Origin of the sequence: Streptomyces sp. NPDC050161 (genome assembly GCF_044460025.1) — a bacterium.
Taxonomy (GTDB): Bacteria; Actinomycetota; Actinomycetes; order Streptomycetales; family Streptomycetaceae; genus Streptomyces.
In genome coordinates this window covers 593,167-604,887 of record NZ_JBITJM010000001.1, presented here as the reverse complement: position 1 = coordinate 604,887, position 11,721 = coordinate 593,167, and the positions used below count along the sequence as shown (strand labels likewise).

Annotated in this window: 10 protein-coding genes and 1 pseudogene; 3 read left to right on the top strand and 8 right to left on the bottom strand. The window is 71.9% G+C overall.

All coding sequences use genetic code 11. From position 1 onward, the window contains the following. From ACIBK8_RS02630 to ACIBK8_RS02605, 6 genes are all read right to left on the bottom strand, one after another. The gene (locus ACIBK8_RS02630; protein ID WP_399039664.1) at positions 1-1,041 is read right to left on the bottom strand and encodes an NAD(P)-dependent alcohol dehydrogenase; all 1,041 of its coding nucleotides are present in this window, start codon (positions 1,039-1,041) and stop codon (positions 1-3) included. Between the two features lie 46 nt (positions 1,042-1,087). Further along, positions 1,088-1,879, bottom strand: a complete 792-nt coding sequence (locus tag ACIBK8_RS02625; protein WP_399039663.1) for an SDR family NAD(P)-dependent oxidoreductase — start codon at positions 1,877-1,879, stop codon at positions 1,088-1,090. A 6-nt stretch (positions 1,880-1,885) separates the two neighbouring features. Then, complete coding sequence (locus tag ACIBK8_RS02620; protein ID WP_399039662.1) at positions 1,886-2,578, bottom strand: TetR family transcriptional regulator; 693 nt, start codon at positions 2,576-2,578, stop codon at positions 1,886-1,888. Positions 2,579-2,773: 195 nt separating this feature from the next. Continuing rightward, complete coding sequence (locus tag ACIBK8_RS02615; protein ID WP_399039660.1) at positions 2,774-2,905, bottom strand: hypothetical protein; 132 nt, start codon at positions 2,903-2,905, stop codon at positions 2,774-2,776. A 387-nt stretch (positions 2,906-3,292) separates the two neighbouring features. After that, a complete protein-coding gene (gene pruA, locus ACIBK8_RS02610; protein ID WP_399039659.1) occupies positions 3,293-4,924 on the bottom strand; it encodes an L-glutamate gamma-semialdehyde dehydrogenase in 1,632 nt (543 codons plus the stop codon). A gap of 139 nt (positions 4,925-5,063) precedes the next feature. Continuing rightward, entirely contained in the window at positions 5,064-5,990 is a 927-nt protein-coding gene (locus tag ACIBK8_RS02605) for a proline dehydrogenase family protein (protein WP_393682228.1), read from the bottom strand. A 254-nt stretch (positions 5,991-6,244) separates the two neighbouring features. Between ACIBK8_RS02605 and ACIBK8_RS02600 the strand changes: the two genes are divergently transcribed. Then, positions 6,245-7,588: a PucR family transcriptional regulator gene (locus ACIBK8_RS02600; protein ID WP_399039657.1), complete on the top strand. Its 1,344-nt coding sequence runs from the start codon at positions 6,245-6,247 to the stop codon at positions 7,586-7,588. An 84-nt stretch (positions 7,589-7,672) separates the two neighbouring features. On the opposite strand, the pseudogene ACIBK8_RS02595 reads toward ACIBK8_RS02600, so the two are convergent. Both ACIBK8_RS02595 and ACIBK8_RS02590 read right to left on the bottom strand, forming a co-directional pair. Further along, positions 7,673-9,195: pseudogene (locus ACIBK8_RS02595) on the bottom strand (alpha/beta hydrolase). Between the two features lie 42 nt (positions 9,196-9,237). Continuing rightward, the gene (locus ACIBK8_RS02590; RefSeq protein ID WP_399039656.1) at positions 9,238-9,573 is read right to left on the bottom strand and encodes a DUF4190 domain-containing protein; all 336 of its coding nucleotides are present in this window, start codon (positions 9,571-9,573) and stop codon (positions 9,238-9,240) included. A gap of 183 nt (positions 9,574-9,756) precedes the next feature. On the opposite strand from ACIBK8_RS02590, the gene ACIBK8_RS02585 reads away from it, so the two are divergent. Together ACIBK8_RS02585 and ACIBK8_RS02580 are read left to right on the top strand one after the other, a co-directional pair. Continuing rightward, positions 9,757-10,986: a sensor histidine kinase gene (locus ACIBK8_RS02585; protein ID WP_399039655.1), complete on the top strand. Its 1,230-nt coding sequence runs from the start codon at positions 9,757-9,759 to the stop codon at positions 10,984-10,986. Next, a complete protein-coding gene (locus tag ACIBK8_RS02580; RefSeq protein WP_399039654.1) occupies positions 10,983-11,699 on the top strand; it encodes a response regulator in 717 nt (238 codons plus the stop codon). The genes ACIBK8_RS02585 and ACIBK8_RS02580 overlap by 4 nt, the downstream gene beginning before the upstream one ends. Positions 11,700-11,721 lie beyond the last annotated feature (22 nt).

The window sequence follows — 11,721 nt, the reverse complement described above, 5'->3', positions numbered from 1 at the left end:
TCAGCTCCAGGGGAGGATCACGGCCCGGCCGTTGATCTCCCCCGCGTGCAGCCGCTCGTAGGCCAGCGGCGCCTCGTCGATGCCGTACGTCTCGACGTGCACATCGACCGCACCGGCCCGCGCCAGGGCCAGCACCTCGCCCAGCTCGGTGCGGCTGCCCCAGTACGGCGAGCAGACCGCGACCTCGTGCGCCAGGGCGCCGAAGCCCACCGGCAGGGCGCCGCCGCCGAGCCCGACGATGGTCACGTCCGCCTCGGCGGCGGCCATCGCCCCGGCGGCGGCGACCGTCGGCGGGGCACCCACGCAGTCCAGGACCAGCTGCGCGCCGAGGCCGCCGGTCAGTTCACGGACCGCCGCCGCGGCGCCCGCGTCGGAGAGCACCGCGTCGTGCGCGCCCACCTCGCGGGCCAGCGCCAGCTTCTCCTCGGTGACGTCCAGCGCGATGACCCGGACCGCGGTCATGGCCCGCAGCAGCTGGATCGCGACGTGGCCGAGCCCGCCGGTGCCGATGACGACGGCCGTGGCGCCCGGCACCAGCTTCGGCAGCGAGCGCTTGATGGCGTGATACGGCGTCAGACCGGCGTCGGTCAGCGGCACCGCGGCCACCGGGTCGAGCCCGCCGAGCGGCACCAGATGCCGCGGGTCGTCGACGACCATGTACTGCGCCATCGCGCCGGGCGCGCCCAGTCCCGGCGGGAAGATGCCCAGGTCGGCGGCGCGCCGGCAGTAGTTCTCCTTGCCCTCGGCGCAGGCCGGGCAGGTGCCGCAGCCCCACGGCCCGTAGACCGCGACCGCGTCGCCGACGGCCAGCCCCGTGACCCCCGCGCCGAGCGCCGCGACCGTGCCCACGCCTTCGTGGCCGAGGGTCAGCGGCAGCGGGAAGCGCAGCGCGTCGGCCGGCATGCTCATCACGGCGATGTCGGAGTGGCACACCCCGGCCGCCGTCATCCGGAGCAGCACCTGACCGGGACCGGCTTCGGGCTCGGGGACGGTGACGACCTGCGGGGTGGCGCCGATCTCGCGGTACTGGACTGCCTTCATGGGTGTGCTCTTTTCTCGATGCCCCGAGTGGTGGTGTGGCGGCGGGTCAGCGGGCGGCGTAGCCACCATCGACGAGGTGATAGCTGCCGTTGATGAACGACGCGCGGTCGGACAGCAGGAACGCGGTCAGCTCGGCGACCTCGTCGGCCGTGCCGAGCCGGCCCGCCGGGTGCAGCGCGACGAGCTGCGCACGGTGCTCGGGATCGGCGTCGCGCAGCAGCGGGGTGTCGATGAAGCCGGGCCCCGCCGCGTTGATCCGGATGCCCTGGCCTGCGTATTCCAGTGCGGCCGTCTTGGTCAGGCCGACCACCCCGTGCTTCGCGGCGACGTACGCGGGCGACCCGGCGAAGCCGTTGGTGCCCAGGATCGACGCCATGTTGACGATGGCGCCGCCGCCCGCGGCGGCCATCACCGGCAGTTCGTGGCGCAGCGAGTGGAAGACGCCGTTGAGGTTGGTGTCGATGACGCGGCGGAAGGCGTCCGGGTCGTACGCACCGGTGGCTGCCACCGGGCCGCTGATCCCCGCGTTGTTGACGGCCAGATCGAGGCTGCCGTAGGTGTCGGTGGTGAAGCGGACGGCGCGGGCGACGGACTCCGCGTCGGTGACGTCCACCGCGACGGCCGCGGCGCGGGCGCCGTCGGCGGCCAGTTCACCGGCGGCGGCGCGGGCGCCTGCTTCGTTGAAGTCCGCCAGGACGACGGCGGCACCGCCGCGCACCAGCCGGCGGGCGACGGCCAGGCCAATGCCGGAGGCACCGCCGGTGACCAGTGCGACCCGTCCGGCGAACTCGTCCGCGACGACGGCGGGGGCGGGGGTGGAGCTGTGGTCGTGCGACATACGTACTCAGATCCCTTGAGGCGATACGGGAGCCTGATCGGGCGGCTCCCCGGGGTGCGCCGCGGGTGCGGCGGACGGTGACGCGTCGGCCAGCGCGGCGAAGGCGCGCTCGACGAGGCCGGGCAGGGCGGCGAGTTGACCGCCCCTGACCCAGGCGTGCTGCGCGGCGACGAGGGCACCGGCACCGGCTCCGACGAGCACGGCGGGGCGCAGGTCCACCACGGGATCCACGCCCAGCCGGCCTGCCAGGATGCGGACCGATTCCTCCTGCGCGGCGACGCGGGTGTGCTGGAGCGCGGCGTACAGCGTCGGCTCGCGCTCGGCGAGCGTCAGCAGGTCGAAGACGTGCGGCCGGCGGTGCCAGGCGGGCTCGTCCTCGTCGGTGAGCCAGTCCAGTACGGCGGCGCGGTAGGCGACCAGCGGCGGCTCGGCGGCCGGGCGGGCGCGCAGCGCGTCGTTGATCCGCTCGGCGTCGGCGCGGATGCAGTCGGCGACGGCCTCTTCCTTGCCGGTGAAATACCGGCTGAAGGTCCGCCGCGCGACATCGGCGCGCTCAGCGATGTCCTCGACGCTCACCTCGCGCAGCCCGCGGTCGAGCACCAGCTCAAGGGCGGCCCGCGCGAGGGTGTCGCGGGTACGGCGTGACCTGCGGGCCCGACGGTCGGGCCGCGCTTCGGTCCCGGTGCGTTCCGCGCTCATACCTGCACGGTACACCCACCATGTCCCAATGGGACACATGTCCCGATGGGACACCCCTCACACAAGACCGCCCTCGGCACACCCCGCCCCACGGACTCCGCCGCCGCTGCGCGCACACGGCGGCAGCGGCGGCGGTACGGGCGGCAACGGCCCGCTCGAATCAGTGCTCAGGGATCAGCGCTCAGGGGTCAGGGATCAGTGCCCGGTGGCCCCGCCGTTGTCCCGGCGGTCGAGGGCCCGCTGGAGCGCGGCAGCGGCGTTCTTACGGTCGGCTTCGTTGGTCCTGCGAGCGGAGTGACGGGTCCTGCGGACGGCAGTCTCGGCCATGATTCACGTCTCCAATGCCAAAGCCCCGAGAAGGAGGATTGCGTCGATCCAGGAACGGCCGGAAGGGGCGGGGGCCTTGTGCCACAGGGGTCACCTGCACGCGTGCACGGGCCGCATCCACCGTCGCTCGATAGAGCGATACGTTCGGCTCCTACAACGCTAGGACAGTGCAGCCGTGATGTCTGCACAATTACTTGGGCTTCCTACTATCTGAGACGGGTGCCCCCCGCGGCTGCGCGATGCGGTCCCGTAACGCCCGACCGCCCCCGGCCGGTCGGGCCAGGGGCGGTCGGTGCGGTGGATACCGCGGGCGCCGGTGCGCGGGGGGAGGTCACGGCCGGCGCCCGCCGGGGTGTGCGGATGGGCACGTCCCGGCGTCGGGGGTGGTCAGCCCATGTGCGGGTAGCGGTAGTCCGTCGGGGCGACCATCGTCTCCTTGATGGCGCGCGGGGACATCCAGCGCAGCAGGTTGAACTTCGAGCCCGCCTTGTCGTTGGTGCCCGATGCCCGGCCGCCGCCGAAGGGCTGCTGGCCGACGATGGAACCGGTCGGCCGGTCGTTGACGTAGAAGTTGCCGGCCGCGAAGCGGAGCTTCTCGGAGACCTCGGCGACGACCTGCCGGTCCTTGGCGAGGACGGCGCCGGTCAGCGCGTAGGCCGACGCGGACTCCATCTGCTCGACGGTCTTGTCGAAGTCGGCGTCCTCGTAGACGTGGACGGCGATGATCGGGCCGAAGTACTCGGTCTTGAAGACCTCGTTCTCCGGGTCCGAGCAGGCGATGACGGTCGGGCGGACGAAGTAGCCCACCGAGTCGTCGTACGTGCCGCCGGCCACGATCTCGCAGGTCGGGTCGGCCTTGGCGCGGTCGATGGCGGCCTTGTTCTTGGCGAACGAGCGGTCGTCGATGACGGCGCCGATGAAGTGCGACAGGTCGGTGACGTCACCCATCGTCAGGCCGTCGACCTCGGCGGCCAGCTCGTCCTTGAAGCCGTTCTCCCAGGTGGAGCGGGCGACGTAGGCGCGGGACGCGGCGGAGCACTTCTGGCCCTGGTACTCGAAGGCGCCACGGGTGATGGCGGTCTTCAGGATCGCCGGGTCGGCGGTCGGGTGGGCGACGATGAAGTCCTTGCCGCCGGTCTCGCCGACCAGCCGCGGGTAGGAGCGGTAGCCGGTGATGTTCTCGCCGACGGCCTTCCACAGGTGCTGGAAGGTGGCGGTCGAGCCGGTGAAGTGGATGCCGGCCAGCTCCGGGTGCGGCAGCGCGACCTCGGAGACCGCCTTGCCGTCACCGGTGACGAGGTTGATGACGCCCTTGGGCAGGCCCGCCTCCTCCAGGAGTTCCATCAGCAGGATCGCCGAGTGGGTCTGGGTCGGGGAGGGCTTCCAGACGACCACGTTGCCCATCAGGGCCGGGGCGGTCGGCAGGTTGCCGGCGATGGCGGTGAAGTTGAAGGGCGTGATCGCGTAGACGAAGCCCTCCAGCGGGCGGTGGTCCAGGCGGTTCCAGACACCGTTCGGCTGCATGGGGGGCTGCTCCTGGAGCAGCTCACGCGCGAAGTGCACGTTGAAGCGCCAGAAGTCCACCAGCTCGCAGGGCGCGTCGATCTCGGCCTGCTGGGCGGTCTTGGACTGGCCGAGCATCGTGGAGGCGGCGATGGTCTCGCGCCAGGGGCCCGACAGCAGGTCCGCGGCCTTGAGCAGGATCGCGGCGCGGTCGTCGAAGGACATCGCGCGCCAAGCAGGGGCGGCGGCCAGGGCGGCGTCGACGGCCTCCTGGGCGTCGGCCTCGGTGGCGTTGGCGTAGGTGCCGATCACGGCCTTGTGGTTGTGCGGCTGCACGACGTCGAAGCGCTCGCCGCCGCCCATCCGCTTGACGCCGTTGATGGTCATCGGCAGCTCGACGGGGTTGCCGGCGAGCTCCTTGAGCTTGGTCTCAAGGCGGGCGCGCTCCGGGGAGCCGGGGGCGTAGCCGTGCACCGGCTCGTTGTACGGGGCGGGGACGTGGGTCACAGCGTCCATAGCGGCCGTGTCTCCTTCGAATTCGACGTCGGTTTCACAATGTTCCAGCGGCGCGCCGCTGAGGGTGGGCGGCGCGGGCGCTGCTTTCGGGGAGCTACCCCCCGCCTCAAGCATCCACCCGCGCGGCCCGATCGGGCCATCAGCCCTTGGAGGCGAGCGACCTGAGGAAGAACGCCATGTTCGCGGGGCGCTCGGCGAGGCGCCGCATGAAGTATCCGTACCAGTCGGTGCCGTACGGGATGTAGACGCGCATGCGGTGGCCCTCGGCGACGAGCCGCTGCTGCTCGGCCTCCCGGATGCCGTAGAGCATCTGGAACTCGAAGTCGCCGGGCTTGCGGCCGTTGCGGCGGGCCAGGTCCTGGCCGATGGCGACCATCCGCGGGTCGTGCGAGCCGATCATGGGGTAGCCCTCGCCCGCCATGAGGATCTTCAGGCAGCGCACATACGCCTTGTCGACCTCGCGCTTGTCCTGGAAGGCGACGGTCGCGGGCTCCTTGTAGGCGCCCTTGACGAGCCGCACGCGGGAGCCTTCACCGGCCAGTGCGTGGCAGTCGTCCTCCGTACGGAAGAGGTAGGACTGGACGACCGCTCCCGTCTGGGGGAACCGCTCGCGCAGGTCGGCGAGGATCGCGAGGGTGGAGTCGACGGTGGTGTGGTCCTCCATGTCGAGGGTCACGGTCGTACCGGCCGCAGCTGCGGCCTCCACCACGGGCGTGACGTTCTTGAGCGCCAGCTCGTGGCCGCCGGACAGTGCCTGCCCGAAGGCGGAGAGCTTGACGGACATCTCGGCGCGCTCGCCGAGCCCCTGCGCACCGAGCGCCTCGGTGAGCTGGAGGTAGGCGTCGCGGTTGCGCAGCGCCTCGGCCGGGTCGGTGATGTCCTCGCCGAGGTGGTCGAGAGTGACCTCCATTCCCCGCTCGGCCAGGGACCGTACGACGGCCATCGACTGGTCGAGCCGTTCACCGGCGACGAATCGATCGACCACCGGGCGGGTGATCGGAGCGGCCGCAACGATGCGGCGGATGCTGTCGCTGCGCGCGGCGGCGAGGAGCACAGGACCCAGCATGGGGCACCTCCACGATTCAGGATGACAAATGCCGGGCGGGCGCCGGTGGGGCGGGCGCAACGGCAAGATGAGCCACCTGAAACTTAAGGATCTCGTCACCTTTCAGCCATCGACAGCTGTCACGCCTTGGTGGCCCGTATCTCAGACACTTGTATGAGAATGAAGGGTGACGACAACACCACTGTGGCCGCGGATGATGAAGTGCCGCCAGGGACAGTGGTGGCGTACACAACAGGAAAGGGGACGACCGGCGGATGCGGGGCGACTACCAGCAGCTTGTGGACGAGATCTCAGCGGCGCTCGGAGCGCCTGCGACCTTGGAGGATCGCGACTTCGGGCTGATCGCGTTCGGCGCTCACGAGGGCGACGACGACCTCGTCATGGATCCCGTGCGCACCCGGTCGATCCTCCAACGCCGCTCGTCGTCCGCGGTGAGAGCCTGGTTCGAGGCGTTCGGCATCGCCCGCGCCAAGAGCGCTCTGCGCATCCCTCCGGACCCCGCGGCGGGCGTGTTCAAAGGCCGGATCTGTCTGCCGGTGCGCCACCGCGGCATCGTGCACGGCTATGTGTGGCTGCTGGACGACGGTCACCTCACCCACCTCGAACTGGGCGGTCATGACACGCCCCCCGACCCGCGCATCGAGCAGGCCATGGAGACCGCGGCCCGGATCGGCGCCCTGCTCGCCGACGAGGCACGGGCCGGCTCCGAACTGGGCGACCTGCTGCGCGAGGTGCTGCTCGCCGGGCCCGCAGGCCGGCCGGCCGCCGCGGTCCTGCTCCGCGACGCGCTGCGCGACACCCTGCGGTTCAGCACGGGCATGCCGCTGACCCTGGTCGCCGTGCTGCCGTGGGACACCCCCGAAACCGACGCGGCGCCGCCGCCGAGCCTGCCGGGACTGCTGGCGGCCTGCGCGCTCCAGCCCGGCGGGGCGGCGGGCGGCTCAGGCGAGTCCGCCACCGTCCCCGCGCAGGCCGGGGCGTCCGGCACCGGCCCGCCGCGCGCCGCGCCACCGGTCCCCGCGCTGGCCGCCCTGGTACGGCTGCGGTCTCCCGGTGCGCTCGGGCCCGCCCACACGGTGGCCGAACATCTGCTGCGGTCCCCGCGCGCGGGCGCCGCCGCCCCGGCCGCCGCAGGCCGCAGGCCCGTCCGCACCTCCCCCGCCTCCCCCGCCGACGGCTCCCAGCTACGCCCCGGCGCGGCCGGAATCGCCTCCGGCACACAGGAGTTGACCGGGCTCCCGGCGATCTGGCGGGAGGCCCTGGACGCCGCCCGCGCGGCCCGCGCCGAGCCGCGCTTCGGGCCGGTCGCCGAGTGGACGGCGCTGGGCTCGTACCGTCTGCTGACCTCGCTGCCCGCCGGCGTGACCGACGCCGCGGTCCGCCCGCTGCTGGCGCCCGCGCACGCCGAACTGGCCCGCACCGTCGAGGCGTTCCTCGACTGCGCGGGCCAGGCGGGCCGCACCGCGCAGGCCCTGGGCATCCACCGCCAGACGCTCTACTACCGCCTGGGCCGGGTGGAGAAGCTCACCGGCCTCGACCTCGACGAGGGCGAGGACCGCCTGCTGCTGCACATGTCCCTGAAGGCCGCCCGGCTGTGATGTCCCTCTAGGGCCTGGGGCCTGCCCTCCGGGCAGACGACGGGAGTTCGACGACAGGACCTGGAGCGTGCGGGTTTCCGCCCCCTACCCGGCAGGCGCTCGGCAGGTCATGTCCTTCGCCGGGAGCCTGCCCGTGGTCAGGTAGACCGTGGCGCTGTTGTCCGCGCAGGAGTTGGTGCCGTTGACGATGTGCCCCTCTCCGCCGGCGACGGTGACCATCCGGGATCCGCGCAGGGCCCGGTGCATGGCCCGGCCGCCGGCCGGGGGCGTGGCAGGATCCCACTCGTTCTGCAGGATGAGCGCACGGACCCTGTTGGCCACTGTTGTCCTGGGTTCGCTGCCCGGCTTCCAGAAGGCACACGGCTTGATGTGGGAATCGAAGTCGCCGGACAGCGGATACCTGGCCCTGTCGCGGATCGCGTCGCGGCGGTACTGCTCGGGGTCGCGCGGCCACGACGTGCGGGTGTCGGCGCAGAGGACGGCCCAGGCGCTCGCGGCCTCATTGTCCGAGGGGACGTCGCGGGCTGACGTCGGCCGTCGGGGGCTCGGGACCTGCTCGGGCGTGCCGGACGGATCCGGCTTCCGGCCGTCGGCCGCCTTCTTCAGCTCGGCGACCCAGGTGGCGGCCTGCTGAACGCGGGAGAACATGGCGCGCCGAGCGCGGATGGTGTCACCGGTGAAGAGCGTCCCGCCGTGGTCGATGGGCGTGCGGTCGGCCCGGGCGACGAGGTCCCAGAACGTCTTGCGGACCTCGGCCGGGGTGTGGCCCAGTGCGTACGTCGCGTGCCGCCTGGCAGTCCATTGGGTCCATCGTGTGAAGGCGGGCTCGGCCCTCTGCGCCATCGCCCGGAACATGCCCCGCCCGTACCGCGCGGGGTCGGCCGCACTGTCAAGCACGAACCGGTCGGTCCGCCGGGGAACATCTGCGTGTAGACGGCGCCGAGGTAGGTGCCGTAGGAGAACCCCAGGTAGGAGATCTTCTTCTCCCCGAGCACGGCACGGATGACGTCCATGTCGCGAGCGGTGTTGCGGGTGGTGAGGTGGCGCAGCCTGTCGCCTTCCCTGGCCCGGCACTTGGCGGCCACCGTACGGGCCCACTTCACGTCCTGCGCGAAGGTCCCGGTCGTGTACGGGCGCTCCAGGTCCTGTTCGCCGGCGGTCAGACCGCAGCTGACGGGCGAACTCCGCCCGACGCCCCTCGGGTCGAACCCGATGAGGTCGTACCGCCTCTTCACTTCCTCGGGGAATTCCGCTTCCCCGCTGACGGGCAAATCCAGGCCGGGACCGCCGGGGCCGCCGGGATTGAGCAGCAGAACACCGCGACGTTCCTGTGCACTGCTCGCCTTGAGCCGGGATATCGCGAGGTCCGTCTTCCTGCCTCCGGGATTGCCGTAGTCCAGCGGCACCTTGAGTGTCGCGCACTGATAGGTGGCGGGGTTCTTCGCATCGCAGCGCTGCCACCGCGGCGTCTGTTGCGTGTACTGCCGCAGCGGATTCTTGGCCGCGGAGGCATCGGATCCGGAAGGGGCCGTTACCGGCGTAAGTACCGAAAGGAAAGCCGCCACGGCGCCGACGGCCAGGAGAGAGGCAATTCTTGTGTTCCGCACAGTGATGCTCGTCCTTGCTGGGGAGAAGTCGCCGGTCGCCGGTCAATTCCCGGTGAACTGCTGGTGGACGCAGTGCGTGTACTGCTGGAAACTGTCGGGCCGATAGCACTCCTGCGTCTTGTCGGCGTACCGGACGAAGAAGACGGCGACCAGGACGGACACCACGATCGCGAGGGCCGATGTCACCACGCCGGTGCGGGCCTTGCCCCCGCCGGTACCGGTCCGCTTGGCCGTCATCAGGGCGACGATGCCCAGGATCAGGCCGATGACCCCGAACAGGCCGCCGATGAAGAAGACCGACGTGCTCAAGCCGATGACGCCGAGCACCATGGCGGCCCCGGCCGGGCCGTTGGCCGATGCCGTGTGACGCGGCGGCATCTCCATTCCTCGCGTGATTCCTTGCGTGATTCCTTGCGTGTTCATCGAACGTCCTCCGGTCAACTGTTCAGGGCACGATCCTGGCTTCCGGCATCGCGGATGCGCATCGCGGTAAGGCGGGAGAAAGTGCTCCCTCCATCGAGGGAGGCCATCGGTGAACTGCCCGGTCATACTGGGGCGACAATGATCAGGGGACTCCGGCCGCTGCTGCGCGGCTCCACATATGCGGGCATGCTGTTCGCCTGTTGCGGCGCGTTGGCGAGCCTTCCGCTGCTGCCTTTCGCCCTGCTGCCGGCACTGGCGTGGCCGTCCGCTCCCTATGGAGTGCAGGCCGTCCTGGTCCTCCTGGTCTGGGCCGCACTGATCGGCCTGGCCGGTCTTGCCCGCGCCACGCGGCGGGTACTGATCGCGTTCGCCCGCCACCTTCTGAGGGTGCCGTTGCCGGCCCCTGCCGCCGTGCCGTCCGGCGCCGACCGCCGGCGGACTCCCCTCTGGCTGCTGCTGCACGTGACGCTGGGGTGGGCGGGGGCGCTGACGAGCGGCGTGCTGGTCCTCATGGGGATCGCCCTCCCCGGGAACTGGCTCGGTGCCGAAGCCGGGCTGAGTCTGTTCGGCCGGTCGCTGCGGTCCGACGGCGGATGGCAGAGCTGGGTGATGGCGCTCTGCTGCCTGCTGCTCGCTGCGGTCGTGTGCGTGGTGGTGACGGGCGTGCTGCGGTGGCTGGCGCCGAGGCTCCTGGGTCCTTCGTCGGCCGAGCGGCTCGCGCTGCTGGCCGAGCGGGAGCAGCGCCTTGCCGAACGCAACAGGCTGGCCCACGAGTTGCACGACTCGATCGGGCACACGCTGACCGCGACCACGATCCAGGCGGCGGTCGCGGGCGAGGTGCTGTCCGCCGACCCGGGGGCGGCGCGGGCCGCGCTGCGCAGCATCGAGGAGTCGGCCAGGGCCGCGCTTGAGGACCTGGATTACGTACTGGGCGTACTGCGCGAGGAGACGGCGGAGACGGCACCGACCCGGACCCTGGCCGACCTGCCCGAGCTGCTCGACCGGTTGCGGCACGCGGGCGCGGTCCTTGAGGTGGATCTTTCCGGCGAGTTGGCGCAGGTGCAGGGGACGCTCTCCCGGGCCGCGTACCGGATTCTGCAGGAGGGTCTGACGAACGCGCTGCGGCACGGGACGGGCGGTCCGGTCGGGGTCCGGGTGGCGGCCCTGCCGGACCGGCTTGAGCTCGGTGTGGTCAACGGGGCGGGCGCGGGCATGCGTACGGGCGCGGGTGTCTTCCGGACGTCCGGGCACGGCCTGCCCGGCCTCGCCGAGCGCGTGCGGCTGCTGCACGGTGAGATCGAGGTCGGCCCGGACGGACCGCGGCACTGGCGGTTGGCGGTCCGGCTGCCGGTACGGGTACCGGCATGACCGGCCCTGACGCGAGCGCGGCCGTCACGACCGGGTCCGGCCCCGCCGGCGCCCCCGTCACCCTCTTGATCGCGGACGACGACGAGGTGACCCGCAGCGGTCTGCGCACCTTGCTCGCGGCGCAGCCGGGGATCGCGGTGGTCGGGGAGGCCGCCGACGGCGTCGAGGCGGTCGAGCAGGCGCGGCGGCTGCGCCCTGACGTGGTCCTGATGGATGTGCGGATGCCGCGTCGCAACGGCATCGAGGCCACCCGGCAGCTCCTTGCCGAGTCCGGGTCGGCCGAACCGCCGAAGGTCGTGGTGATCACCACCTTCGAGAACGACGGCTACGTCACTGCGGCGCTCAGCGCGGGGGCCGGTGGGTTCGTGCTCAAGCGGCTTCCGGTCCGGCAGATCGCCGAGGCGGTACGTGTGGTGGCGGCGGGGGAGGCGATCCTCTTCCCATCGGCCCTGCGCCGGATGGTCGCCGCCCGCCCGCTGGGCTCCGCCGAGGCGTTGCCGAAGGCGGCGCTGACGGAGCGGGAGGAGGAAGTGCTGCGGCTGATGGCCACCGGCCTGTCCAACCCGGAGATCGCGCAGTCGCTCATGGTGAGCCTGGAGACGGTGAAGACGCACGTCGGGAACGTGCTGACCAAGCTCGGTGCGCAGAACCGGACCCACGCGGTGGTGATCGCGTACGAATCAGGTCTGGTGGTGCCGGGGTTCACCGGCTGACGCGCAACACGGCCCGCGCGAC